Genomic DNA, 23,825 nt, shown 5'->3' on the forward strand with positions numbered 1-23,825 from the left:
GCGGCTCCGGCATCGGTACGGATCATCTTCTTCCGGCGAACGCGGTGGCCACTCCCAGACCGAGGTAGACGACGCCGCTGACGTACCGGAGCGCCCTGGCCCTGCGGCGCAGGCGGCGGCCCAGCGCGCCGGCGGCGAACGCGTACACGACGTCCGACACCAGCCCCAGGAGCAGCGCCGTGAGCCCGAACACCACCACCTGCACGGTCGGGGAGCCCGCGCCGGGGTCGACGAACTGCGGCAGGAACGCCAGGAAGAACAGCGCCACCTTGGGGTTGAGCACGTTGACCAGCACGCCTTCGAGGAACACCTTGCGCAGCGGCTGCCGAAGCGGTGTCCCGGTCTCGGCGTCCTTGCCCATGAACGCGCGGATGCCCAGGTAGACGAGGTAGGCGACGCCCGCCCACTTGACGATCGCGAAGAGCGTCGCCGACTGCGAGATCACGTACGACAGGCCCGCGGCGGCCGCCGCGATGTGCACGAGTGTGCCGATCTCGACGCCGAGCGCGCTGGCCAGGCCGGCCGCCCGGCCCTGGGCGAGGCCTCTGGCGGTGATGTAGAGGTGGTTCGGTCCCGGGATGAGGATCAGGGCGAGCGAGGCGGCCACGAAGAGGGCATACGTTGTTGGAGGAATCACGAATGAGCAGCGTAAAATGCTTTTGGTAGGGAGATCAGGGCCAATCGGAGGCCGTTTCCCCGGACCAATAAAGTGTCGGAGGGGCGTGGCATCGTTTCTGGCGTGAAAGGTCTCCTCGTCGGGCGCTCTGCTGAGCTGGCCAGGCTCGTGCGGGTGGTGCGGTCGGCCGCCGACGGCACGGCGGGCGTCGCCCTCGTCGGCGGCGACGCCGGCATCGGCAAGACCCGGCTGGTCACCGAGCTGGTCGCCGAGGCCCGCGATTGGGGTTTCCACGTGCTGGCCGGCCAGTGCGCCGAGCTGGGCGACGCGCTGCCCTACCTGCCGCTGGCCGACGCGCTGCGCGGCGCGGAGCCGAAGGTGCGCGAGGCCGCCGCCGCCCATCCGATGCTGGGCCAGCTGCTCCCCGGCATGGAGAGCGCGCAGTCGGCGGGGCTCACCCAGCAGCGGCTGTTCGGGTCGCTGCTCGGGCTGCTGGCCGACGTGCAGCCGGTGCTGTTCGTCATCGAAGACCTGCACTGGGCCGACCGGTCCACCCGTGACCTGCTGGTCTTCCTCAGCCGCATGGTGCAGACCGAGCGGGTCTGCGTCGTCGGCACCTATCGCACCGACGATCTCCATCGCCGCCATCCGCTGCGCTCGGTGCTGGCGGAGCTGAAGCGGCTCCCGACGGTGACGCACGTCGAGCTGGGGCCGCTGAGCGAGGGTGACATGTCTGACTATGTCGCCACGATGGGTGAGGTGGGCGTTCGGGAGCTCGGGCTCATCGTGTCCAGGGCCGACGGCAACCCGTTCTACGCGGAGGAGCTCTTCGCGGCCATGGCCGAGGGCGACGAGCTGCCCGATGAGCTCGCCAGCCTGCTGATGTCCAGGGTCGAGGTGCTGTCGGAGGCCGGGCAGCGCGTGTTGCGGGCCGCCGCCGTGGCGGTGCGCAGGGTGGAGGACGAGCTGCTGCGGGAGGTGTCCGGGCTGCCGCTGGCGGAGTTCGAGGAGGCGGTGCGGGAGATCGTCTCGCGCGGGCTGCTCAGGGTCGACGGCTACGGCTACACCTTCCGCCACGCTCTGCTGCAGGAGGCCGTCTACACCGACCTGCTGCCCGGCGAGCGCACCAGGCTGCACGCCGCCTTCGCCCGGCTGCTCTCCTCTCCCGCCGAGCTGGCCCACCACCATCTCGCCGGCCACGACCTGACCGGGGCGCTGGCGGCCTCCGTCGAGGCGGGCCGCCAGGCCGCGCTCCTCGGAGCCCCCGCCGAGGCTCACGACCACTACGACCGGGCGCTCGGCCTGTGGGAGCGGGTCGACGGCGCGGCGGAGCTGGCCGGGGAGAGCCGAGAGGAGCTGGCGTTCCGCAGCGCCGTCATGGCGGCCGGCGCCGGCGACAACCACCGCGCGATCAACCGGCTCAGGGCCCTGCCGCAGACCTCCGAGGTGCTCGAGCGGCTCGGCTACTACCTCTACGACGCCGACGACCAGGCGGCCGCGATCGCGGCCGCCGAGCGCGCGGTCCAGACCGCGCACGACCGGCCGCAGCTCGCCCGTGCCCTCGCCACCCAGGCCCGCACGCTGCTCTGGAGCCCGCGCCGCCGCGAGATCGAGGGCCTGACCGCCCGCGCGCTCGACGTCGCCCGCGCCTGCGGGGCCAGGGACGCCGAGGTCGGGGCGCTTCTCACGCTGGCCACCTACGCCGAATACCGGGGTGACGTCGGCCGGGCCCACGAGCTGATCAAAACCGCTGCCGCCGAGGCCTCAGGCGACCTGGCGATGGACCTTCGCGCCCGCTTCCACCACGCCCGCATCCACTACGAGGGCGGCCTGCTCGGCCACGCGGCGGAGGTGGCCGACGAAGGCATCCGCATGGCGTTCGAGACCGGCCTCAAGTGGAGCACCTACGGCACCGACCTGCGCTTCCTGCGTTTCCTCATCCACTACGTCGCGGGCGAGTGGGACCAGGCGGAGACGGTCGCGGCCGGCTTCCCCGCCCGGGTGGGCACCGTGCCCGAGGCGATCCTGTCGTCGTTCGCGCTGTTCGTCGAGGTGGCGCGCGGTCTGCCGACGGTGGAGAGCCGGCTGGGCTGGTTGCGGCCGTTCTGGTCCGACGAGCTGGCCGCCTACATGTCCCGGGGCCTGGCCGCCGAGCACGCCCTGTGGAACGGCGACCCCCGGGCCGCGCTCGACCACGTGCACGCGGTCATGGACCGGCTGGTCGAGGGCGAGTCGGGCAACGTACGCATGGCCGCCGTCGGGCTGTGGGCGCTGGCGGAGCTCGGCAGCACCGACGGCGCCGACGAGCTGCGCCGCCGCTCCCGTGCCGCTCTCGACGTCGGCCCCGCCGGCGAGGGCGGCCACCTGGGCCCCGAAGGCCAGGCGTGGGGGCTGCGCGTGGAGGCCGAGTGGCACCGCGTGCACGGCCGGCTCGACGTGGACCTGTGGCGGCAGGTGGTGGAGACCTTCGACTACGGGTTCGTCTACGAGACCGCGCGTGCCCGCTGGCGGCTGGCCGAGGCACTGCTCGCCGCCGGTGACCGCGAGGCCGCCCAGGCGGAGTGGGATCTCGCCAGGGAGACGGCGGGCAAGCTGCGCGCCGCGCCGCTGGAGAACGCGCTGCACGAGTTCGGCCGCAGGGCCCGCTTCGGCGACGGAGGGCGTGGGGGTCGTTCCGGCGGTCAGGGACGCGGGGGTCGTTCCGGCGGTGGCCACGGGGCGGGCGACGGAGGGCTCACGGCCCGCGAGTCCGAGGTGCTGCGCCTGGTCGCGGAGGGGCTCACCAACCGGGAGATCGCTGAGCGGCTGTTCATCGCGCAGAAGACGGTGAGCGTGCACGTCTCCAACATCCTGGCCAAGCTGGAGGTGTCCACCCGCACCCAGGCCGCGGCGGCGGCCCGCCGCCGAGGGATGCTCGACTGAGCGTGTGGTCGATCAGGAATCCGCCCCTGCGCCGCCTCCCAGCCCTCCGACTCCACCGGCTCGCGGGTCCTTGTGAGAGCTCGGCCGGCGGCTCGGGCTTGTGGGTGGTCGTGAGGGCTCGGCCGGCGGATCCTGGCTGGCCGGTTATCGTGAGGCGTCCACCAGCAGGCCGGGGTCGCCGAAGTTGCCTGACTTGAGCAGCAGTGCGAGACCGGAGGTCGTGTGGATCCAGGGCACGCCGCGCGCCGCCTCCGCACCGATCAGCCCGCCCGGCACGCCGAGCGCGCTCACGACGGCCCCCGAGGTCTCGCCGCCGGCCGAGATCACGCGGCTGACACCACGCTCGACCAGCCCCTGCGCGACGCGGCCCAGCGCCGACTCCAGGATCGCGGCCGACCGCTCCGCGCCCACGATCTCCTGCACGCGGCGCAACACCGCGGGTTCGGCTGAGGCGTAGACGAGGGGCGCTCCGGCCTCGACGTCCAGCGTGTCGTACCAGGCGAGCGCGTCCCGGGCGAGCGACTCGGGGTCCTGGTCGGCCAGCGCGTCCAGCCGGTAGGCCGGCCTGCCCGCCTCGATCATGGCGGCGACCTGCTCCAGCGTACGGGCCGAGCAGCTGCCCGCCAGCACCGCCGCGGCACCCTGCGGCGCGGGGGCGGGCGGGTTGTCGTGCCCGGACCGCGCGAGCGCCGCGGCGAGCCCGCCGGCGAGCCCGGCCGCGCCCGCGACCAGCGGCGCGTCCGCCAGCGCCCGCCCCGCGGTCACGAGATCGGCGTCGTCCACGGCGTCGACGAGGGCGTAACGCACGCCCTCCGCCCGCAGCTCGGCCAGCCGCCGCCCGATGGCCCCTTCCCGGACCTGCGCCAGCGTCACGACGGCCGCCCGGTGCGCGCTCTGGCCCTCCATCAGGCGCGGCAGGTACGAGTCGGTCATCGGGGTCAGGGGATGGTGCCGCATGTGCGACTCGCTGAGCAGCACGTCACCGACGAAGAGATAGCCGTTGTACTGCGTGCGCCCGTGCTCGGGCGAGCTGGGCGTCATGGCGACCACGGGCACGTCCACGGCACCGGCCAGGGCGTCGAGGACCGGCCCGATGTTCCCCTCGGCCGTGGAGTCGAACGTGGAGCAGTATTTGACGTAGACCTGGCGGACGCCGCGCGAGCGCAGCCGGCCGAGCGCGGCCAGCGACTGCGCGACCGCGTCCGCCCTGGGGGCGGTCCGGGTCTTCAGCGCGATCACGACCGCGTCGTGCTCGGGTGGTTCCGCCGCCTCCGGCGGAAGCCCGAAGAACAGCACGGTACGGATGCCACGGCGGCGCAGGGCCACCGCGACGTCGGCCGCACCGGTGAAGTCGTCCGCGATGGCGCCGATCATCGAAGCCCCGTGGCCTGGTGTGAGTCGAACATGATGCTGACGCTATCGGCGTGCGCCGCCGCCGCTGACCGGGGGTCTCGGACGGCACGGTGTGCCGCCGTGGTCGCCGACCACCGGCTCGGCCCGGGGACTCACAGGTCGCGGAAGAGGAAGTAGTTCTTGTGGTCGGCCTGCAGGTAGTGGTGGAACTTCGTGGCCTTGGCACGGGCCGTCCTGTCGGCGGTGACGACCGTGACGACGACGTACTTCTCGACCGCTCCTGAGCGGATCTTCCCGTAGACGAACTTGTCGAGCGCCTGGTCCCGGCGCCACTTCACGGCCTTGGAGGAGAGCTTGGCCAGGCGCGTCGCGGCGGTCTTGGCGGCAGCCTCGCTCGGGAACGACATGATGACCTGGACCGCCCTGAGGTGTCCCGAGTAGGCCGAGTAGGCGAGCTCGACGGCGCGCTCGCACTTGTTCCTGGCCAGCTCGCCCTGCCCGTCCAGCGTGGCGCAGGTGTCGTACGTCCAGCCGCCCACCTTGTCGGCGGTGAAGCTCACGCCCTCCAGGCTGAACTTCCAGTCAGGGAACTCACCGTGCGTGATCGGCGAACCCGGCTCAGGGTTGTTCGACTCGCCGGGGTTGGTGCTCGGTCGCGCTGAGGGTTCCGACGTGGGATCGGCGCTGGGCTCGGATGTGGGGCTGGAGGTGGGCTCGCCGGACGCGGAACTCGACGGCGCATCCGACTGCGACGGGGAAGGGGTCTGCAGGGCGACGGTGGGGACCGGGTCCGGGGCGCCCATGTACGCGTACACGCCGTACCCGCCGCCGGCCAGCAGGATCACCGCCAAGGCCGCGGCCACGCCGATGATCAGCACCTTGTTGGGCTGCTCGGGCGGGGAACCGTACGGGATCGGGCCGGAGTAGCCGGGCGGGCCGTACGGTGAGGACGGGACCGTCGGCGGGTCGTAACCGCCGCCCTGAGGAGATCCGTAGCCGCCCTGGCTCGGAGGAGGCCCGTACTCGCCCTGACCGGGCGGGGGACCGTAGCCGGGCTGTGGTTCCTGAGGCTGCGGAGGAAATCCCATCACCCCATTGTGGTGGCATTCATCCCTTCTGTACCAGCTGCCCCGGCAATGTGTGCCCGGTCAGACGCCGGTCGGCTCGCGGACCAGGCTGACCCGGACGGCCGAGGGGTCGTCGCCGGTGAGGGGGACGGCGAAGACCGCCGTCCGCTCGCGTGCCCCGTAGACGACGAAGCGCAGGCCGTCCTCGTCCCAGGTGTCCTGGACGTCCGTGGTGAGCTGCGCGGACGCCGAGCAGTACGCGGGGCTGCGGTAGAGCAGGTGCAGCGAGGTGGCCAGCGGGACCTGCGCCGGCGGGGGAGCGGTGAGGGGGCGGCGCAGCCGTACCAGGAGGCGCCGCAAGGGGACGAGCCAGTGGCGGTCCAGCTCCGCCGAGAGGGCCAGCACGACGGCGGCCTGCGCGAGGACGAGCGCCGCGAGCGGCGGGCCGGGGTCGGTGGGGATCGCGAGGAGGCTCGCGACGAGCAGGAACGCCGCGCGGGCGAAGGCGCGCAGGTCCACGGGGCGGGAGTGGGCGCCGAGGCACCCGCACGACGCGGTGGGCGCGGCGACGTGCGCGTAGGCCAGGTACGCGAGGAAGCCGGCGCAGAGCGCCGCGGCGGCCGCGGCCTCCAGCGGAAGGAGGGGTGGGAGCAGGAGCGCGGCGGCCACCGCGAGTTCTGCGAGCGCCACGAGCCGGAACGCGGGGACCGCGCGCGCCGGGCCGACCAGCCGGGCCAGGGCGGTGTGCCCGGCCCCCGCCCGCATCCGCCGGCTGAGCAGTTTCATCAGGCCCGCCCAGACCAGGAAGAGGGCGATCACGTACGGCTGCGACGCGGCGATCCCGTGCATGTGGACGCTCCTAGTGCGGGGAGAAGACGGTGGCGATGTCGACTTCGTTCGTGTCCGGCCGCCAGGCGCCCAGGATCTGCACGTGCTGGCTCACTTTCAGCATCGACAGGTCCGCGGACGGAGGCGCGTCGGACCGGATGGCGACCGACTTCCCGGCCACGACGTGGCAGAGCACTTCCTTGCCGTGGTGGTCGAGGTGGAGGGTCTGGTCCTTGATGTTGGTGATGTGGCCCTTGATGTTCACGATGTTGAGCCACACGGACTCGGCGGCGAGCTCGCCGTCCGGCATGCGCACGCCGCGGGCGTAGAGGCCGTCACCGGGCTTGGCCTCGTCGAACGGTACGGGGCCTAGCTTCCACAGGCTCGTGCCGTCGACGACCCTGATGCGGTGGAACACCGCGTTCGAGCCCAGGACGAGGAGCGTGTTGTCCTTGATCGAGCGGATGCGGCCCTCGGCGAAGTCGGGGTCGGGGGCGCCGGGTTCGAGGTCGGGGCCTGACGTGGTGGCGAAGGCGGCCTCGGGGCCGAGCGAGCCCAGCGCGGTGGCGGCGACGACGCCGGCGCCGCCGCCGAGCACGGCGGACTTGAGCAGGTCTCTTCTGCTTCTCATCGTCGGCCCCCTACCCGGTCGCGATCTCACACGGCCGCAGGCCGGTGGACAGGCTGGCGATGCGGCTGTAGGCCGCCGGGGTGAGGTCGATCAGCCGGTTGTTCGCGCAGGTCGAGCCGCAGCAGCTGCGCTCGCCGCAGAACAGGTCGGTCTGCGGGCCGCAGTCGGCGATCGCGGTGACGACGCTGGCGCCGCCGCACAGGGACGTGGTGCGGTGCCGGAATCCGCAGGTCCTGCGGGAGAGGCTGACGCCGCATCTGTCGGGACGGGTGATCGACCAGCAGGCGTCGGAGGCGTTCGGCCAGGCGTGCTGCAGGCTTCCCGAGTTGCAGGTGCCGCAGGCGCCCTTTCCTGTGCTGCTGCACGGTCCCCATGCGGTTCCGCAGCAGAACCAGGAGACTTCTCCTTGGACGGGGCCGAGTAAGTCGGCGGGCGGGTCGGTGGATGGGTTACGCGCCATGCGCGTCCTCCTAGGGGGTGGGCTCCGGACGAACCTTGAGGAGGTACTGAAACTTTCCGACTCGATCTATGAGTACCATGTAAGGATTTTTCGTCAATATCCCAATTGAGTCGGGATTCACCCGGTATGGCCCGCCTCCGGCGTTACACCGCGTCCCAGGAGCCCTGCCGGGGAGCGGTCGGGCTGAAGACCACCGGCAGCGTCTCCAGGTTCCGCATCCACATCGACCGCCGCCAGCGCAGCGCGTCCGGCGAGACCGCGAGGTCCACATCGGGCAGCCGGTCGAGGAGCACCTCGACCGCGGTCTCGGCGATGACCTCGCCGATCTCCGGCGCGGGATAGGGGCAGCTGTACTCGCCGTGCCCGAAGGACATGTGGGCCCGGTTGGCGCCGGGATCCGACTCGTCGGCCGGCTGCACCTGCGGGTCGGCGTTGGCGGCGGCCAGGCCGAGCACCAGCAGGTCGCCCTTGCGGATGCGGCGCCCGCCCAGCTCGCAGTCCTGGGTCGCCCAGCGCCCCGACGAGTTGCGCAGGGGCGGATCCCGCCACAACACCTCGTTCATGGCCTGCCCGACGCTGCTGCGGCCGCCCTGCAGGGTGATCGAGAACCGGTCGTTGACCAGCATGAGGCGGAGCGTGTTGCTGATCCAGCCCGCGGTCGGGGTGTTGGCCACGACGAGCAGCACCCCGAGATCCATGTCCGCCTCCTCGTCGCCGAGCTGCGCCGGGTGGGCGAGCAGCCGCGAGGCGATGTCGTCGCCGGGGACCTCACGCTTGGCGGCCATGAGCGTGCTCATCCTGTCGCTGAGCCAGGTGTAGGCGGCGTAGGCCTCGCTGGTGGCGTCGAGCACCGCGTTGATGTTCGTGACCACGTCGTCCATGTCGGCCTCGGGCATCCCCATGAGCCGGGCGATGACCTGGGCCGGGATCCGTCTGGCGTACTGGGTGACCAGGTCGGCACTGCCGTCGCCGGCGAAGCCGTCGATCAGCTGGTCGGACACCTGCTCCGCCAGCTGAGCCAGCTCCGTGCGGTCGACGCCGTCCATCGCGTCGCCGATCGCGCCCGTACGCCGCTGCCGCTCCGCGCCCTCGGCGAACAACACCGACGGCTGCCAGCGGAAGGTCGCCATCAGGGGCCCGTCAGGGGGCACGTGCTCCCACACGTTCCAGCGCCTGGAGTCGCGGCCGAACAGGTGCGGCATGCCGAACACGTGGTGCAGCTCGCGGTAGCCGATCACGAACCACGCGGGCACGCCGTCGTCGAGCAGCACCGGCACCACGGCGCCGTGCTCGCGCCGGAGCCGCTGGTAGAGCTCGTCCGGCTCCTCGTCGAGGGCCGGCCCGTAGAGCGGCACGGCGTCGGCGTGGTCGGGATAGCCGGACAGCGCGGCCTTCTCCGTCATGACAGGGTCTCCTGGGCGGGGGCGTACCAGGTGGTGAGGTGGCGCAGCAGCGTGACCAGCACGTCCTTGCAGGAGTGCCGGAGCCGGGCGTCGCAGTCGACGAGCGGCACCGAGGGCGGCAGCGACAGGGCATCGCGTACGGCGTCCACGCCCGGCCCTTCCGTGAACCGGTTGACGGCCACGACGAAGGGCATCCGGTGGTGTTCGAGCCGGTCGATGGAATACCACGAGTCCTGCAGCCTGCGGGTGTCCACCAGGACGACCGCGCCGAGGCTGCCCGAGAAGAGCTGGTCCCAGACGTACCAGAAGCGCTGCTGGCCGGGCGCCCCGAACAGGTAGAGCACCTTGCTCTCCGTCAGCGTGATCCGGCCGAAGTCGAAGGCCACCGTGGTGGTGGTCTTGCCGCGCACCGGGCGGGTGTCGTCGATGCCGGCGCCCGCCTCGGTCATGACCTCCTCGGTGCTGAGCGGGCGGATCTCGCTCACCGCGCCGACCATGGTCGTCTTGCCCACTCCCAAGCCGCCCACGATCACGATCTTCAGCGCGTCCGCGGCGGTCGCGCGCAGTGGTGCGCGCTCAGATGTTCTGGAGGGCAACCAGCACCTCCTTCAGCAGCTCAGGACTCGGCGGGCCGGCCGACCGCAGCGCGGACGGATGGCGTACGGTGATCCGGCCCGTGTCCAGCAGATCGCACAGCAGGATCTTCACCACGCTGACCGGCAGCCGCAGTTGCGCGGAGAGCTCCACCACCGCCATGGGCCGCCGTGTCAGCCGAAGGATCTTCACGTGCTCCGACTGCATGCCCGGGGCGGGCTCGCACTCGCTGACGATGAGCGACACCGAATCGAAGGTGCTCTCGTCGGCGCGGGTGCGTCCCCCGGTGACCATGTAGAGCCGGTCCGGTGCCTCGTCGTCGACGGGCCGCTGCCTCATCTGGAACCGCCGGCCGCCGGCCGCGGCGCCGCGCTGAGGTAGGTGCCGATCTGCTCGACCAGCTCGTTCATGTTGTGGCCGACCAGGCCGACGTCGGCGTCCTCCGCGGCGATCACGGCCAGATGGGCGCCCGCGCCCGCGGGCACGATCAGCAGCAGGCCGCCGGGGAACTCCACCATCGCCTGCCCCGACCCGATGGCGGTGCCGAACTCGGCCGACGCGCTCACGGACAGGCTCTGGATCCCGGAGGCCAGCGCGGAGAGCTGGTCGGCGCGGTCCTGTTCGAGCCCGGAGGTGTGGCAGAGCTTGAGCCCGTCCCTGGTCAGGACCAGCACGTGGGCGATGCCCGGGGTCTTCTCCCTGAGGTTCTCCAGCAGCCAGTCGAGGCTGCTGTCCGTGGTCGTCAAGGCGTCCGTAGAGTTCATCGGGAAAGATGGGGGCGCGCGTCCCGCACGTCGGCCCCTGCCTCCTATCTGTGAATCGAAAAGCCGGTCAGGAGTCGGGGCTCGCGGTGCGCCCGCGCCCGCCGGCCTGGCGGAACGCGGCGAACCTGGCGGCCGGGTCGCCGCCGTCGCGTATGGGCTCGGCGGCCGGGGCGGGTCTGTCCCTGGTCGCCTCGGCGAGGGTCTGGCCGCGGCGCCGCTTGGGCAGCGGACCCTGGGTCTCGTCATCCGGTTCGGGCGCCGGCGGCGCGGGGGCGGACTCGGCGGGCCCCGCGGCAGGCTCGACGCCCGGCGCGACGCCCGGCGGCTCGTCGTCCGGGCGCGGCCGGGTGATCAGGCGGCGCGGGATCAGCACCACGACGCCGGTGCCGCCTCTGGCCGACGGCCGGAAGCTGACCATCAGACCATATTTGTCGACCAGGCGGCCCACCACGGCCAGGCCCAGCCTGGTGCCCGACAACATGCGCAGGTCGAGCGGCTCGGACACCAGCTTGGCCGCGCGGTGCCGCTCCCGGGAACGCATGCCGAGGCCGCTGTCCTCGATGGTGACCACGACGCCGTTGTCCTCTTCCTCGACGTAGACGTGGACCTCGGTGCCGTGGGCGGAGAAGGCGGCCGCGTTGTCCATCAGCTCGGCCAGCGCGTGCATCACGCCCTCGGCGGCGTACCCGGCGACCGCGACCGTGCTGGTCGAGTGGAGCCGGACGCGCCGGTAGGCGCCGATGCGGCCCATGGCGCCGCGCAGCACGCTCTCCATCGTGATCGGCCTGGTCCACCTGCGTCCGGAACGGCCGCCGCTCAGCAGGGCGATGTTGTCGGCCAGCCGACCCATCTGGGAGACCCGGTGGTCCAGGTCGAGCAGGTCGGCGAAGACGTCCTCCTGGTCGCCGTACCGTTCCTCCAGCTCGCGCAGCCGGGCCAGCAGGCTGGTCGCCTGGGCCTGGACGCGGGCGGCGGCGCCGGCGCAGGCACGCATCGCCGCCGTGCCCTTACGCTCGCCCTCGCCGATCTGCCGCGCCGTCTCGCTCAGCAGCCCGCGCAGCGGGCCGTGCACCGGCTGGCGCACCTCCTTCAGGGCGGCGTCCACCGGCTGGTGGCCCGTCTGTACCCGTTTGACCAGCTCGGGCAGCGCCTCGTCGGCCAGCCTGACGACCTCGGCCTCCAGCGACGCGCCTGCCGCGCGGGCGGCGGCGGCCTCGCGGGCGAGCAGGTCGAGTTCGTGGCCGGCCGCCTTGACCAGCCGCTGGAGCAGGTCGTCGGACGGTTGCGCCACCTTGGCGAGCGCGTCGACCGTGGGCACGCCCTCGCGTACCTGGCCGCCGAGCTCCGGCAGGGTCTTCTCGGTCAGTCGCAGGGCCTCCCGCTCCAGCAGGGCGACCCGCCGGCCGTCCCGGTCCGCCTGCTCGCGGAGCGCGCGGGTGGCCGCCTGCTGGTGAGCGAGCGCGGCGGCGGCGCAGGACAGCAGGACCGCCGCCACTCCGCCGACGGCCGCCACGAGTCCCGTGGCGCCGGAAGGGGCCAGCGAGAGCACCCAGAGCCAGGCCGGCACCGTGACGACCAGTCCCCCGAGTAACGCGAGGGCGGCGTGGTGCCGCGGGGTGAACGTTCGCGGAGCGGGGGGAGGGGCAAGTGCTGACATCGGTGGTCCTCAAGGCCGTGACGGCCAGGCGAGCGAGTCGAACCAGGTGTTCCCGCGGGGGAACGCTGTGTTGCCGCCTCGCGACTGATCGCGTAGCAGGCTGGGGACAAACCGTAGCATCGGTGCACCATTAAGAACAGACAGCAACGCCGTAACCTCACGCCTCACCCGTATCACCGCAAAGATCAATATTTCTCCGTATGGGGTGAAGAGCGCGGTGTGCCCGGCGTGGACAGGGTGTTGACGAAGGGCTGCAGACGAGGTGGTGGAGGAGGACGGCAGCCTGCGGCAGAACATCTGGCTGACGAACCTCGGCCCCGGCTACATCGCCGACGCCTTCCGCTGGGCCCACACCCAGGCCGACTACTACCGCCGGGCGCTCACCGACTGCCTGAACGTCGAGGCCTGCAAGGAATTCACCGTCTGGGCTTCACCGGCCGCCACTCGTGGGTGCCGGGGACGGCGAGGGCGTGAAGGAGATGACGCACGCGAACGCCACCGCCCACACGGCCCTGGGCTGGCGGAACGGGCTGCCCGCCGCGGTGGCCTGCGTCATCCGGCCGCTCCCTGGGCCGGCGGTGTGGCGCCGAGGGCGCGGGTGGTGAGCCGTTCGAGGGCGGGCAGGGCGGCGGCGATGGCGGCGCGGTCGGCTTCCGAGAGCTCGGCGAGCAGCTCGGCCAGCCGCTTGGCCTGCGTGCCCCGCCGCCTGGCCAGCTCGGCCCGCCCGTGCTCGGTGATGGCGACGACCACGACCCGCCCGTCCGCGGGGTCGGCCCGCCGCTCGGCCAGCGCCTCGCGCTCCAGCCGGGAGACGAGCTGGGTCATGGCGGGCTGGGTGACGCCTTCGAGCGCGGCCAGGTCGGTGAGGCGGCGAGCGCCCAGGCGTTCGAGGTTGGCCAGCGTGGACAGCGCGGTGATCGACAGATCTCTGGGCACGTCGATCAGGCGCATCATCGTCCTGACCCGACCGAGCCCGGCGGCCAGCTCCAGGTGGCTCATGGGTGCGGAATCCATAAGCCTTTTATATCATCTGCTTATATATCTCCGGCTCGCCGTTCTCTCGCGAACACCGCCACCTTCGCCTCCGGGCCGGTCAGGCGCTCCCAGCCGAGTCGTTCGTACACCCTGATCGCGCCGGAGGCCTGGGGCGAGGTCAGCAACCAGCAGCGCTCCGCGCCCTCGCACAGCAGGTCGAGGATCCGGCCGGCCAGTCCTCGTCCGCGCGCGTGCGGGCCGACCGCCAGCTCGTCGACCTCCAAAGCGCCGACCAGACGCCGTTCGGCCTGGTCGCCGAGCTCGGCGCGCACCCTGTCGTACGCGCGGCCGGCGGGGAAGGGGCCGCGCGTGGGCCACGCCGTGCCGAAGCCCATCGGCCTGCCGTCCTGTACGGCCAGCACCGCGACGAACCCCGGACGTTCGGTGTCGGTGGCCAGGCGCCGGGCGAAGTCCGCGACGCCGGATCCGTCCTCGTTCCACGGCGGTTCGCTGAAGGCGACGCCGTAGATGTCCATCAGCTCGGCGGCACGGGCCCGCGCCTGCTCGCCGGTCAGCCGTTCCAGCCTCACCTGTCCGGCCGTCATGGCTCGCGGCCGAGCCCGGCCAGGACGGCCTCCTCGGCGATCTTGGACGCTTCCGGGTGCGTCTCGTCCCATCCTGTGGCCTGATCGCCGTCACGCATGGAATCTCACGCCTTCATCGACCTGGGGCTGGACTGATCATCGTACGGGAGCGCCGTTATCGGCATATGTCCGGGCTGGTGCTCTTCCTCGCCCCGCCGATGCCCTCAGGGCCTGCCGATCGCACCGCGACTTTGCCAATTTTACTTGACTGAGTTACTTTTTACCCATCCAAGTAATCATTCAAGGGCGGGAGCCATGTCATGACAAGAACGGGAACGAAGGGGCGCAAGAGAGCCGCGTGGACACTGGTCGCGCTGGCGCCGATCTGCGCGGAGATGACGTTCGGCGCGCTTCCGCTGAGCATGATCTGGCTGCTGCCGCTCCTGGTGCCGATGTACGGCGCGGGCGTGCTGCTGATCAGGGAGGCGGTGCGCCGCACCGGCGGCGGCTGGCCGAGCCTGCTCGTCCTCGCCCTGGTGTACGAACTCGCCGAGGACGGCATCGGGCTGCAGGCGCTGACCAGCCCCAACCTCTACCACGCCGCCGAGTGGGGGCCGCGCGTGTTCGGCCTCAACACGACCTACTGGGAGTCGCAGATCGGCTACCACGCCGTGTTCAGCGTGCTGATCCCGATCATGCTCACGGATCTCCTGCACCCGGCCCACCGCGACCGCCCCTACCTGCGGCGGGGCGGACTGATCGGCGTCGGCGTCGTCGCGCTCCTCGGTGTGGCCATGTTGCGGGTGCTCATCCCGCCGGTCATGGATCCGGGCTACCAGGCGCCGCTGCCGGCGCTGGCCGCGTTCGTCGTGGCGGGCGTGGTGCTCTCCGTACTCGCCCTGAAGGTGCTTCCCGGCCGTACGCCGGCGCCCCCGGCCGGCGCGAGGGCGCCGAAGCCCGCCGTCGTGGGCCTGCTGGCCGCGCTCGCCACCGTCGCCTTTCTCGGCCTGCTCATCCCGATCGTCCCGGCGGTCGGTGGCAGGGGCTGGTGGGCGGTCCTGGGGATGATCCCGGCCGCCGCCGTCGCCGTCGCCGCCGTCGTGCTGCTCCATCGCTGGTCCGGCGCGGGCTGGACGGACACGCACCGGGTCTGGCTGGCCGGAGGGGCGCTGGTGTCCCACACCCTGTTCGGCGCCGCCGTCATGGCCACGACCACCTTCGACCGCGTGGGTCTGGTCGGCTGCGCCGTGCTCATGGCGCTGCTGCTGGCCCTGCTCGGGCTGCGCGCCGAACGCCGCCTCGTGCCGTCAGGCTGACCGGGGGTGCCGCCCGCGCCCGCGGCGCCGGGCGCCCGATTCCGAGCGGTCGTGTCGTCGGTGTAGGCAAATGTCCTGACTCAGTGTGCTATCGGTCGGTAACATGGAACTTCGCTTGATGTGAACTTCTCGCGGGGTGGCAACCGGTGGCTGATCTCTGGTTCGGCGTCCTCGGCCCGCTGGACGTGCGGGCCGGCGGGCGGAAGATCGCGAGACCCCAGGTGACGCAGGCACCGGCGACCCCTTCGCCGCGCCCCTGACCGCCCGGCGTCAGCGGAGTGCCTCCTGCGGGGTGTCCGCGCGCAGCGGCCTGAGTGCCCGTGACCAGCTGATGACTTCGTCGAGCAGTTCGACGAGGGTCTCCTCCTGGTGGGGGCCGGGGGTGATCACGCCCGGGTCGGTGGGGCCGGTGAGTTCGAAGTCGGTGAACGCCGACAGCGCGACCTGGGTGCGGACGTTGGCGACCTGGAGCTCGGTCATGGACAGCCGGAGGTGCTCCACGGCTCGGGTGCCGCCGTGCACGCCGTGGCTGACGAACCCGGCCGCCTTGTTGCTCCATTCGGCGAACAGGTAGTCGATCGCGTTCTTCAGCGCGGCGGGCGTGCCGTGGTTGTACTCCGGCGTGACGAAGACGAATCCGTCCAGGGACGCGATGGTCCGCGCCCAGCGCCGGGTGTGCGGGTGGCGATAGTCGCCGAACATCGCGGGCACGGGCTCGTCCAGCAGGGGCAGCCCGTGCTCGGCCAGATCGACGACGTCGAATGAGGCCTGGCCCGCCGTGACGGCGGTGTGTCGCGCGGCGACCTCGGCGACCCACTGGGCCGCGACGGCCGTCCTGCGGTGCGGGCGGGTGCTGCCGACGATGATGCCAATTCTGATCATGGGTCTCTCCTGTCGGTGCCTTATGCAGGGTAAAGTACAACGTGTATGGCAACATGTAAAACGATGACTGTAATTGAGGTGAAATGACCAGCGATAACAGGGCGAAACGTCGCCCCCACGGAGGCCTGGCCGACAAACGCAGGGCCATCGTCGCGGGCGCTCTGACCGTGTTCGCCCGCGACGGCTACACCCGTGCCGGCATCGACGCGATCGCGGCGGCGGCCGGGGTGTCCACGCGGACGATCTACAACCACTTCACCGACAAGGCCGAGCTCTTCCAGACCGTCATCAAGGAAAGCGCGGGCCGGGCGGCCGACGCCCAGATCGCCGTCATCGACCGGCACCTGCACAGGATCACCGATCTGGAGGCCGATCTCGTGGAGTTCGGCCGAGCCCTCACCGCCCCGATGGCCACCGAGCACGCGGAGCACTTCGCGCTCGTCCGCCAGGTCAACGCCGAGGCCGGGCACATCCCCCAGGCCGCCATCGACGCCTGGCAGGAGCTCGGTCCCCGGCGCGTCCTGCGCCGGCTCGCCGAGCACCTGCGGCAGTGGACGGCCAGGGGCCTGCTCCATGCGGACGACCCCGAGCGTGCGGCCGTCCAGCTCATGGTGCTCATCTCAGCCGCCGGTCCGTCCCACCACGCTCCCACCCCCAGCCGGCGGGAGGCCGACCAGATGATCGCCTCCGGCGTCCACGTCTTCCTGTACGGCTACGGCGCTGACCGCGTCACCCCTGACGAAAGTCAGGGATGAGGCTGGTCTTTCGGGCATGCCGGGCAGGGCGCCGCTCTTCCTACGCTGCTACGCATGATCAGTGCCATCCGCGTCTCCGCGGCCGCCGTGCTCACCCTGACCCTGCCGCTGTCGGCGCCGCCGCCCGCCGCGGCGGCCGCCGCGGACGGTTCCCCGGCCCGCATCGCCATCCCCGCCCCCACCGGTCGCCACAAGGTCGGCCGCGACGTCCTGCACCTCGTCGACCGCGAGCGCCGCGACCCGTGGAAGCCCGAGGCGGGCGCGCGGGAGCTGATGGTGTCGGTGTACTACCCGGCCCGCGGCGGCGGGAGCGCCGCCCCGTACATGACCATCGGCGAGGCCCGTCTCCTGCTCAAGGGCCAGAAGCTCGACACCCGCTTCGAGGCGGAACTGCTCGCCGGGGTCCGTACGAACGCCCGCGCCGGCGCCGCCCCCGCCGGCGGCCGCCACCCCCTGGTGGTGCTCTCCCCGGGCTTCACGCTCAACCGCGCCACCCTGACCACGCTCGCCGAGGAGCTCGCCTCGAAGGGGTACGTCGTCGCGCTCGTGGACCACGCCTACGAGTCGTACGGCACCAGCTTTCCTGGCGGACGCATGCTCACCTGCGTCGCGTGCGAGAAGGTGGAGAGCGCACCCTCCGACGCGGTGAGCAAGAAGCTGCTCGCCAAGGCCGCCGCCGGCCGGGCGGCGGACCTGTCCTTCGTCATCGACGAGCTGACCCGCACGGCCTGGAAGCGCTCGAAGATGATCGACCCGCGGCGGATCGGCGCCGCCGGCCACTCGCTCGGCGGCAACGCCGCGGCGAGCGTCATGGCCCGGGACCGCCGCGTCCGCGCCGGGGCGAACATGGACGGCACGTTCTTCGCGCCGGTGCCGAAGGCCGGCCTCGGCGAACGGCCGTTCCTCATGCTCGGCACCGAGGCCCACTCGCCCGGCGGCGACGACACGAGCTGGCCTCGGGACTGGCGGCGGCTGGACGGCTGGAAACGCTGGCTGACCGTGGCCGGTTCCGGCCATTTCACCTTCATCGACCTGCCCGTCCTGGGCGGCCAGGTCGGGATGACCGACCCCTCAGCGCCGCTGCCGGGCAAACGTTCGGGCGAGATCACCACGGCGTACGTGGGCGCCTTCTTCGACCGGCATCTGCGCGGCAGGCACCGGCCGCTGCTGGACGGCCCGTCCGCCGCCAACCCGGAGGTCACCTTCCACAACCGTTCACCTCAGTGATCAGCCAGTGCCGGGCGAGGGGCTCCGCCTGACCGCATCCTCACGGCCGGTCGGCCTGGGCTTCGCTGCCGTGGACGATGAGCGCGTACAGCACGAGGACGTCGACCGCGATGACGGCCAGCGACCACCAGGGGTTGACGGCGATCCAGGTCAGTTGTGTGAGGGCGTTCAGCATCACCAGGATGACGCCGACCACTCGGGCCCAGCTCTGGCCGACGGTGACGGCGATGCCCGTGGCCAGGACGAGCACGCCCAGGAAGAGATGGAGCCAGCCCCAGGTGGTGACGTCGAAGAGCAGCAGCCGGTTGGGCGTCTGCACGTAGATCCGGTTGGCGAGGACGGCGGACAGACCGGTGATGATGTTGAACAGTCCGGCCAGGACCATCATCATGCCGCCGAACCAGATCCAGCCGACCCAGCCGGTCACCTGCCGCGCATGGTGGTAGGTCATCGAGAACCCTCCCTCTGAGCTCTGGTTTCCGTGTGGATGGTGATGTTGCTTCCCTCGCCGATCGGGTAATCACGACATAAAGGGACGTAACGGCATGTAGGGGGATGAGGTTGGGGGCAAATTTCCCTCGCCTTGGAGAAAGGCCATCGTGTCCAGGGCAACCGACCGGTCGCGGACCTGCGCGAGCCTCCGAGGCGACGTGCCCATCCACCGCCTGCCCGACAATCCCGACACCCAACGGCTCCGCACGCAGGCCAAGACCCTCCTCCAGCAGAGCACGAGTGACCGCGAGGAGGACCGCGCGGCCGATCTCCGGCCGCGCGGTCGCGGGCGAACGCCCGCTCACGAGATCGGGCGGATCTCCACGATCGGGCAGGCCGGCCACGAGCGGACCAGCTCCAGCGCCTCGTCCAGGTCGGCCACCTCGACCTCGGCGAACCCGCTGACCACCTCCTTGCCCTCCACGAACGGCCCGTCCGTGACCACCGGCTCACCGGGGCCGAGCCGCACCGTCGTCGCGGTGTGCACCGGCGCCAGGTGGGTGTGGTGGGTGATCTTTCCGGCGTGCTCGGCGAACCAGCGGCCCACCGCCTCGAAGGCGGCCTGCCGCTCCCCCTCGCCCATGTCCTCCAACTGCTTGGCGAACTCCTCGGTCTCCACGAACATCAGCACGTACTTCACGCGTGTCCTCCTCGAAACTTCGTCGGGTGGCGGGTTCCGGCGACCTCGCCGCAGCGCGAACCCTCACTGAACAAGACGATCGGGACGTACGCCCATACGACGTCTCGACGGCAGAAGCCGAATCGTATGCCCACGCGGGACGCTCCGGCGGATCACGGGCGTCCCGCGTGGGTAGGGCTACCGCAGCCGGTCGCCGAGGGCCGCCGTGGCGCAACAGACTCCGCCGGTCACGATCACCGACGTCAACCCCGTCACCCAGCTCCAGCCGCCCATCTCGACGACCCACAGGTACGTCGGAGCTCCGAGCAGCGTGCCCAAGCTACCCGCCTGCGTCACCGCCCCGACCCCCCAGGCGATACGATCGCCGGTCACCGCGGGAAGCGCCGCGAACACCGCCGAGACGGCCAGCCCGTTGACCGCCAGGACCCCCGCCGCACAGACGGTCGCCACCGCCACCGGAGCCTGCAGGAAGACCCCGGCCGTCAGGGGCATCATGAGCAGGGCCGCGATGATCAGCGGCCCCGGCCGGGTCCCCGCGCGCAGTGCCGCTCCGGCCGCCAGGCTGCCCAGCACGCTGGCCGCGGACACCAGCCCGGCCAGCGGGCTCGCCTGCGACCCCGGCACGCCCAGCTCGGCCGTCAGATACGCCGGGAGCACGGTCACCACGCTGACCCCCACCAGTGCGATCATCGCGAACCCTGCCGCAAGGGCGGCCACCGGCCACGTCGTGCCCGGTCCGCGACGCGAGCCGACCCGGCCGTCCTCTCGGCGGGCTTCCTGGTCGCTGCCCCGGCCGTTCGTCCGGGCGGCGCAGGAACCGACCTTCCGGCCGGGGCGGGCGTCGCGCGGCAACGTCCAGGCCAGCGCAGCCACCACCACGGTGATCGCGCCCACTCCCGCGACCTCGGCGCGCCAGCCGGGGACCAGCCCGCCGCCGGCGCCGGCCAGCGCCAGCCCGGACGGGACGCACAGCCCCCACAGCGCCAGGGCCGTCTGCCGTGACCTGCCCTCCAGCAAGCGAGCCAGCAGGCTCGGCCCTGTGATCACCACGAGCGCGTAGCCGGCGGCCTGGATGGCCCGCAAGGCGAACAGCGCCGCCGCCCCTCCGGCGAACGGCGCCGCCAGCCCCGCCACCGCCAGAGCCACCAGACCGGCCACGAAGACCCCGCGCAGCGGGTAGCGATCAACCCATAACCCCAGCGGCAGGCAGGTGAGCCCGGCGACCAGCGTGATGGCCGAGGACAGCAGGCCCACGGCGGTGAGCGACAGATCGAACTCCACGCTCACAGAGGTCAGGAACGGGACGAATTCCCCCAAGGCCATACTGGCCGCTCCACCTGCCGCCACCACGGTGACGACCGTACGAATGCTCATCGGGCACGCACCTCCCACAAGTCGGGAGACGCGACCGGCGAGCCGGCCCGATCCTCAAGCCCGGATGGGCGACGCCTCGACGAGGATCCTCGGAGATGAAGTGGCGCAAACCACCGGACGACACCCTATCCCGCAGGCTTCGCGGGATCCAATGCCCGCCGGCCAGGTGGTGAGGCGATCCGGCAGGAGGGTAGAGGGCTCCTGTGCAGGCCAGGTCCGCCCTTCTCGCGAGGGCCACCCGGGCGGTCCGTCTGCGCGGGCGTGTCCTCGCCCTGGCGGCGGGGGCCTGCCTGGCGGCGGCGTTTCCCTCCGTCGGCGCCTGGTGGTGGGCGTGGGCCGGGCTGGTTCCGCTCGTCGTCCTCGCCGCGAGGGCGGGATCGTACGTCGAAGCGGCATGGCGCGGCTGGTTCGCGGCCGTGGGCTTCTTCGCGGTCCTGAACCACTGGGTGCTCCACTCCCTGGGGGTGTTCGCGCCGCTCGTGCTGGGGATCGCGGGCCTGTCCTGGGTGCCGTTCGGGCTTGTCGCGTACGGCCTGCTCCGCCGGGTCTCCGTGGCCCGGGTCGTCGCGGCGCTGCTGGTGTTGCCCTCCACCTGGGTGGTCGTCGAGGTCCTGCGTTCGTGGGAACATCTGGCCGGTGCGTGGGGGGTGCTCGGCTCGAGTCAGTGGCGCGTGCCGTCCGTCCTCGCGCCGGCCGCGCTCGGCGGCGTGTGGCTGCTGAGCTTCGTGCTGGTCGCTGTCAACGCCGGGCTCTCCGCCGCCGTGCTGCCCGGCTCCGGGCCGCGAACCCGGCTGGTGGGCGCGGGCGCCGCCGTCGCGCTGGCCGTGCTCGCCGTCGGCTACGGGCTCGTACGGCCGGAGCCCGCCGTGACGGGCACCATGCGCGTTGCCGGTGTGCAGACAGGCGATGTGCCCGGCCCGGCCCGGCGCCTGGCCGCCAATCTGCGCCTGACCCGCGAGCTCGCCGGCCGCGATCACGACGTCGTCGTCTGGGGGCAGAGCAGCGTCGCGTTCGACCCGGCGCGGCGGCCCGACGTGGATCGCCGGCTGCGGACGGCCGCCGCCGAGGTGGGCAGCGATCTGCTGGTCAACGTGGACGCCAGGGACTCGTCCGGGCAGATCACCAAGACGACGTACCAGTACACCCCGGATGGCGTAGTGAACAGGTATGTCAAGCAGCGGCTGGTGCCGTTCGGCGAGTACATCCCGCTGCGGCCGCTGCTCGGCTGGCTGGCCGATCACACCGACGCGGCCACGGAGGACCGGCTCACCGGCGGCCGGCTCACCGTCCTGGACGTCGCAGGTCACCGGGTCGGCCCGCTCATCTCCTACGAGTCCGCCTTTCCCGACATGCGGCGCCGGCTGGCCGTCATGGGCGTGGACCTCACGCTCGTGCAGGGCTCGCTCACGACGTTTCACGGCAGCTGGGCGCACGCGCAGCAGGCCGGCCTCGAAGCCGTGCGCGCGGTCGAATCCGGCCGTCCGGCCGTGCTCGTGGAAGCCGACGGGACCTCGGCCGCGTTCGACGCCCGGGGCAGGCCGCTGGCCTGGTACGGCCCCGGGTACCGGGGCGCCTTCGTGATCGACGTGCCGCTTTCTCTGGAGGTCACACCGTACGTCCGGCTGGGGGACTGGGTGCCCGTCATGGCCGCCGGGATCCTGGCCGCGAGCGGCGTCGGGCTCGCCGTCCGGCGGGCCCTTCGGAGGAGGGACACGCTCGACGGGGACGCGACAGGCGCACGCGGTGACGGCGCGGCGTGATCGCGGAGTCGCCGCCTCCCCTACGGGGGTGACGCTTCGATCAGCCGCCGGTGCCGAAGCCAGCAGGCCCTTCGGCAGGTCGTCGGGGGCGCACCAGCGGGCCTTCAGGGTCTCCATCGGGTTCAGCCGCATCGTGCCGCCGCCGGCGTACGCGGCCGCGCCGTCGTCTCCGGCGTAAGCGGGGCGAGAAGCCGCTTCCTTCAGGGAGCGGAGGAGTCACGAACTTGTCCTGCGACAGGTGCAGACGCCACGTCACCGGCGCCCTCCGTCGTCCTTGACGGGGAAGCGTACTGGGGCGCCGCCGAGGCCGCGTATCCATGGGCGGCTGCGCCGCTTCAGACAGCACGGCGGCCGGCTCGGAGCGCACCGCTCGGGGCCGGCCTTCGTCGTGGAACAACCCGCCGCACGACGATGCCGGACACCGCCTACTGGCCCGGCCGGGACAGGGAGGCGCCGGTCGACGCTCTGATGATGAGCTCCGGCTGGAAGACGATCTCTTGGTGCCAGTGGCCCGCGTCGCCCCTGGAGTCGGTGAGCAGCAGCTCCGCGGCGGCGTGACCGAGCTGGTGCTTCGGCTGGCGGATGGAGGTCAGCGACGGTGACAGCGCGGCCGCGAACTCCACGTCGTCATAACCCATGACCGCCATGTCGTGCGGGACGCTGATGCCGCGCTGCTCCAGCCCGCGCAGCGCGCCCAGCGCCACCGTGTCGTTGACGCAGAACAGCGCCGTCGGCCCCTCGCGCAGGGGCAGCCGCTCCAGCGCGGCCTCGCCCTCGCGCGGGGTGAGCGCGGGCAGGGTGACCTCGGTGACCACCTCGCCGGGGTCGAGCCCGGCCGCGCGCACCGCGTTGTCCAGCCCTTTGCGCCGGTCGGCGCACTGGCGCACGATCGGCGGCCCGTTGAGGAACCCGATGCGCCGGTGGCCGAGCGAAAGCAGATGGGCGCCGGCCAGCTCGCCGCCCCTGACGTTGTCGACCGCGACGGCGCAGAGCTGGGAGTCGGCGCCCGGCCGGTCGAGCAGCACCATGCCGATGCCGCGCCGGCGCAGCTCCACCAGGTGGGAGATGTCGTCGCCCGCGGGCGTGATGAGGATGCCGGGCACCCGGTGCTGCTCCAGGATCTGCAGGTAGTAGGCCTCTTTCTCGACCGAGTCGCTGGAACTGCAGAGCACGAGCAGCAACTCCTCCTGCGACAGCCTGGTCTCGATGCCGGGCAGCACCTCGGTGAAGAACGGGTTGCCGATGTCGCGCACCATGACGCCCACGGACCGGCTCGCACCGCCGCGCAGCTGCCGGGCGGGAGCGTTGGGCACGAACCCCAGCGCCTTGATGGAGGCGCGCACCCGGCGCAGCGTCGGCTTGGCGACCAGCTCAGGCCGGTTGAGCACGTTGGAGACCGTTCCCACGGACACGCCGGCGTGGGCGGCGACGTCGACCATGCTGAGCCGGCGGCGCTCGGCCGGCTTGTGGATGTCGGTCACCGGCGGACAGCCCTTCTGGTCACCTGTCAGGAGCACCCAGTGTA

Annotated in this window: 25 protein-coding genes; 6 read left to right on the top strand and 19 right to left on the bottom strand. The window is 72.1% G+C overall.

From position 1 onward, the window contains the following. Positions 1-22: 22 nt before the first annotated feature. The gene (locus ABGB01_RS17390; protein WP_347774430.1) at positions 23-637 is read right to left on the bottom strand and encodes a LysE family translocator; all 615 of its coding nucleotides are present in this window, start codon (positions 635-637) and stop codon (positions 23-25) included. 102 nt (positions 638-739) lie between these two features. Between ABGB01_RS17390 and ABGB01_RS17395 the strand changes: the two genes are divergently transcribed. Further along, positions 740-3,538, top strand: coding sequence for an AAA family ATPase (locus ABGB01_RS17395; protein WP_347774431.1), 2,799 nt, complete (start codon positions 740-742; stop codon positions 3,536-3,538). A 144-nt stretch (positions 3,539-3,682) separates the two neighbouring features. On the opposite strand, the gene otnK is transcribed toward ABGB01_RS17395, so the two are convergent. The 13 genes from otnK to ABGB01_RS17460 all read right to left on the bottom strand — a co-directional run bounded on the left by otnK (position 3,683) and on the right by ABGB01_RS17460 (position 13,875). Continuing rightward, positions 3,683-4,912, bottom strand: a complete 1,230-nt coding sequence (gene otnK, locus ABGB01_RS17400; protein ID WP_347774433.1) for a 3-oxo-tetronate kinase — start codon at positions 4,910-4,912, stop codon at positions 3,683-3,685. Positions 4,913-5,043: 131 nt separating this feature from the next. Next, the gene (locus ABGB01_RS17405; protein ID WP_347774434.1) at positions 5,044-5,979 is read right to left on the bottom strand and encodes a hypothetical protein; all 936 of its coding nucleotides are present in this window, start codon (positions 5,977-5,979) and stop codon (positions 5,044-5,046) included. Between the two features lie 60 nt (positions 5,980-6,039). Then, positions 6,040-6,807: a MauE/DoxX family redox-associated membrane protein gene (locus ABGB01_RS17410; protein ID WP_347774436.1), complete on the bottom strand. Its 768-nt coding sequence runs from the start codon at positions 6,805-6,807 to the stop codon at positions 6,040-6,042. Positions 6,808-6,817: 10 nt separating this feature from the next. Further along, a complete protein-coding gene (locus ABGB01_RS17415) occupies positions 6,818-7,417 on the bottom strand; it encodes a cell wall protein (protein ID WP_347774438.1) in 600 nt (199 codons plus the stop codon). Between the two features lie 10 nt (positions 7,418-7,427). Continuing rightward, positions 7,428-7,877, bottom strand: a complete 450-nt coding sequence (locus tag ABGB01_RS17420; RefSeq protein WP_347616316.1) for a hypothetical protein — start codon at positions 7,875-7,877, stop codon at positions 7,428-7,430. A gap of 143 nt (positions 7,878-8,020) precedes the next feature. Further along, positions 8,021-9,280 carry a cytochrome P450 gene (locus ABGB01_RS17425; RefSeq protein WP_347774439.1) on the bottom strand — a complete coding sequence of 420 codons (1,260 nt, stop codon included), beginning with the start codon at positions 9,278-9,280 and terminating at the stop codon, positions 8,021-8,023. Further along, a complete protein-coding gene (locus ABGB01_RS17430; protein WP_347774440.1) occupies positions 9,277-9,876 on the bottom strand; it encodes an ATP/GTP-binding protein in 600 nt (199 codons plus the stop codon). Before ABGB01_RS17430 ends, ABGB01_RS17425 begins: the two co-directional genes overlap by 4 nt. Continuing rightward, a complete protein-coding gene (locus ABGB01_RS17435; RefSeq protein WP_347774441.1) occupies positions 9,857-10,213 on the bottom strand; it encodes a DUF742 domain-containing protein in 357 nt (118 codons plus the stop codon). Before ABGB01_RS17435 ends, ABGB01_RS17430 begins: the two co-directional genes overlap by 20 nt. Then, the gene (locus tag ABGB01_RS17440) at positions 10,210-10,620 is read right to left on the bottom strand and encodes a roadblock/LC7 domain-containing protein (RefSeq protein WP_347774442.1); all 411 of its coding nucleotides are present in this window, start codon (positions 10,618-10,620) and stop codon (positions 10,210-10,212) included. The genes ABGB01_RS17435 and ABGB01_RS17440 overlap by 4 nt, the downstream gene beginning before the upstream one ends. 85 nt (positions 10,621-10,705) lie before the next feature. Further along, positions 10,706-12,295 (bottom strand): ATP-binding protein, encoded by a 1,590-nt coding sequence (locus ABGB01_RS17445; protein WP_347774444.1) that lies wholly within the window; start codon positions 12,293-12,295, stop codon positions 10,706-10,708. A gap of 430 nt (positions 12,296-12,725) precedes the next feature. After that, a complete protein-coding gene (locus ABGB01_RS17450; protein ID WP_347774445.1) occupies positions 12,726-12,851 on the bottom strand; it encodes a hypothetical protein in 126 nt (41 codons plus the stop codon). Next, the gene (locus ABGB01_RS17455) at positions 12,848-13,309 is read right to left on the bottom strand and encodes a MarR family transcriptional regulator (protein WP_347774447.1); all 462 of its coding nucleotides are present in this window, start codon (positions 13,307-13,309) and stop codon (positions 12,848-12,850) included. Before ABGB01_RS17455 ends, ABGB01_RS17450 begins: the two co-directional genes overlap by 4 nt. A gap of 20 nt (positions 13,310-13,329) precedes the next feature. Next, positions 13,330-13,875 (bottom strand): GNAT family N-acetyltransferase, encoded by a 546-nt coding sequence (locus ABGB01_RS17460; protein ID WP_347774448.1) that lies wholly within the window; start codon positions 13,873-13,875, stop codon positions 13,330-13,332. A 299-nt stretch (positions 13,876-14,174) separates the two neighbouring features. Here ABGB01_RS17460 and ABGB01_RS17465 point away from each other — a divergent pair, with 299 nt between their 5' ends. Beyond that, positions 14,175-15,170 (top strand): hypothetical protein, encoded by a 996-nt coding sequence (locus ABGB01_RS17465; RefSeq protein WP_347774449.1) that lies wholly within the window; start codon positions 14,175-14,177, stop codon positions 15,168-15,170. Positions 15,171-15,440: 270 nt separating this feature from the next. Here ABGB01_RS17465 and ABGB01_RS17470 read toward each other — a convergent pair whose 3' ends face one another. Next, positions 15,441-16,052: an NAD(P)H-dependent oxidoreductase gene (locus ABGB01_RS17470; protein WP_347774451.1), complete on the bottom strand. Its 612-nt coding sequence runs from the start codon at positions 16,050-16,052 to the stop codon at positions 15,441-15,443. Between the two features lie 83 nt (positions 16,053-16,135). On the opposite strand from ABGB01_RS17470, the gene ABGB01_RS17475 reads away from it, so the two are divergent. Both ABGB01_RS17475 and ABGB01_RS17480 read left to right on the top strand, forming a co-directional pair. Next, a complete protein-coding gene (locus ABGB01_RS17475) occupies positions 16,136-16,807 on the top strand; it encodes a TetR/AcrR family transcriptional regulator C-terminal domain-containing protein (RefSeq protein ID WP_347774452.1) in 672 nt (223 codons plus the stop codon). A gap of 54 nt (positions 16,808-16,861) precedes the next feature. Further along, complete coding sequence (locus tag ABGB01_RS17480; protein ID WP_347774453.1) at positions 16,862-18,034, top strand: alpha/beta hydrolase; 1,173 nt, start codon at positions 16,862-16,864, stop codon at positions 18,032-18,034. 40 nt (positions 18,035-18,074) lie between these two features. Here ABGB01_RS17480 and ABGB01_RS17485 read toward each other — a convergent pair whose 3' ends face one another. The 3 genes from ABGB01_RS17485 to ABGB01_RS17495 all read right to left on the bottom strand — a co-directional run bounded on the left by ABGB01_RS17485 (position 18,075) and on the right by ABGB01_RS17495 (position 20,540). Beyond that, positions 18,075-18,485 carry a hypothetical protein gene (locus ABGB01_RS17485; protein ID WP_347774454.1) on the bottom strand — a complete coding sequence of 137 codons (411 nt, stop codon included), beginning with the start codon at positions 18,483-18,485 and terminating at the stop codon, positions 18,075-18,077. 342 nt (positions 18,486-18,827) lie between these two features. Next, a complete protein-coding gene (locus ABGB01_RS17490; protein WP_347774456.1) occupies positions 18,828-19,166 on the bottom strand; it encodes a YciI family protein in 339 nt (112 codons plus the stop codon). A 177-nt stretch (positions 19,167-19,343) separates the two neighbouring features. Continuing rightward, positions 19,344-20,540 (bottom strand): MFS transporter, encoded by a 1,197-nt coding sequence (locus ABGB01_RS17495; RefSeq protein ID WP_347774457.1) that lies wholly within the window; start codon positions 20,538-20,540, stop codon positions 19,344-19,346. Between the two features lie 203 nt (positions 20,541-20,743). Between ABGB01_RS17495 and lnt the strand changes: the two genes are divergently transcribed. After that, positions 20,744-22,300: an apolipoprotein N-acyltransferase gene (gene lnt / locus ABGB01_RS17500; RefSeq protein ID WP_347774458.1), complete on the top strand. Its 1,557-nt coding sequence runs from the start codon at positions 20,744-20,746 to the stop codon at positions 22,298-22,300. A gap of 28 nt (positions 22,301-22,328) precedes the next feature. After that, positions 22,329-22,478, top strand: a complete 150-nt coding sequence (locus tag ABGB01_RS17505) for a hypothetical protein (RefSeq protein ID WP_347774459.1) — start codon at positions 22,329-22,331, stop codon at positions 22,476-22,478. A 247-nt stretch (positions 22,479-22,725) separates the two neighbouring features. On the opposite strand, the gene ABGB01_RS17510 is transcribed toward ABGB01_RS17505, so the two are convergent. Then, complete coding sequence (locus ABGB01_RS17510; protein ID WP_347774460.1) at positions 22,726-23,781, bottom strand: LacI family DNA-binding transcriptional regulator; 1,056 nt, start codon at positions 23,779-23,781, stop codon at positions 22,726-22,728. Between the last annotated feature and the right edge of the window lie 44 nt (positions 23,782-23,825).

This window comes from Nonomuraea sp. B5E05 (assembly GCF_039880665.1).
Classification (GTDB): Bacteria; Actinomycetota; Actinomycetes; order Streptosporangiales; family Streptosporangiaceae; genus Nonomuraea.

Bases quoted from the DNA above. Each gene is read 5' to 3' on its own strand.
- otnK (WP_347774433.1), bottom strand. From the start codon at position 4,912: ATGATCGGCGCCATCGCGGACGACTTCACCGGTGCGGCCGACGTCGCG.
- ABGB01_RS17405 (WP_347774434.1), bottom strand. From the start codon at position 5,979: ATGGGATTTCCTCCGCAGCCTCAGGAACCACAGCCCGGCTACGGTCCC.
- ABGB01_RS17410 (WP_347774436.1), bottom strand. From the start codon at position 6,807: ATGCACGGGATCGCCGCGTCGCAGCCGTACGTGATCGCCCTCTTCCTG.
- ABGB01_RS17415 (WP_347774438.1), bottom strand. From the start codon at position 7,417: ATGAGAAGCAGAAGAGACCTGCTCAAGTCCGCCGTGCTCGGCGGCGGC.
- ABGB01_RS17420 (WP_347616316.1), bottom strand. From the start codon at position 7,877: ATGGCGCGTAACCCATCCACCGACCCGCCCGCCGACTTACTCGGCCCC.
- ABGB01_RS17425 (WP_347774439.1), bottom strand. From the start codon at position 9,280: ATGACGGAGAAGGCCGCGCTGTCCGGCTATCCCGACCACGCCGACGCC.
- ABGB01_RS17435 (WP_347774441.1), bottom strand. From the start codon at position 10,213: ATGAGGCAGCGGCCCGTCGACGACGAGGCACCGGACCGGCTCTACATG.
- ABGB01_RS17445 (WP_347774444.1), bottom strand. From the start codon at position 12,295: ATGTCAGCACTTGCCCCTCCCCCCGCTCCGCGAACGTTCACCCCGCGG.
- ABGB01_RS17450 (WP_347774445.1), bottom strand. From the start codon at position 12,851: ATGACGCAGGCCACCGCGGCGGGCAGCCCGTTCCGCCAGCCCAGGGCC.
- ABGB01_RS17455 (WP_347774447.1), bottom strand. From the start codon at position 13,309: ATGGATTCCGCACCCATGAGCCACCTGGAGCTGGCCGCCGGGCTCGGT.
- ABGB01_RS17460 (WP_347774448.1), bottom strand. From the start codon at position 13,875: ATGACGGCCGGACAGGTGAGGCTGGAACGGCTGACCGGCGAGCAGGCG.
- ABGB01_RS17465 (WP_347774449.1), top strand. From the start codon at position 14,175: ATGACAAGAACGGGAACGAAGGGGCGCAAGAGAGCCGCGTGGACACTG.
- ABGB01_RS17470 (WP_347774451.1), bottom strand. From the start codon at position 16,052: ATGATCAGAATTGGCATCATCGTCGGCAGCACCCGCCCGCACCGCAGG.
- ABGB01_RS17475 (WP_347774452.1), top strand. From the start codon at position 16,136: ATGACCAGCGATAACAGGGCGAAACGTCGCCCCCACGGAGGCCTGGCC.
- ABGB01_RS17480 (WP_347774453.1), top strand. From the start codon at position 16,862: ATGATCAGTGCCATCCGCGTCTCCGCGGCCGCCGTGCTCACCCTGACC.
- ABGB01_RS17485 (WP_347774454.1), bottom strand. From the start codon at position 18,485: ATGACCTACCACCATGCGCGGCAGGTGACCGGCTGGGTCGGCTGGATC.
- ABGB01_RS17495 (WP_347774457.1), bottom strand. From the start codon at position 20,540: ATGAGCATTCGTACGGTCGTCACCGTGGTGGCGGCAGGTGGAGCGGCC.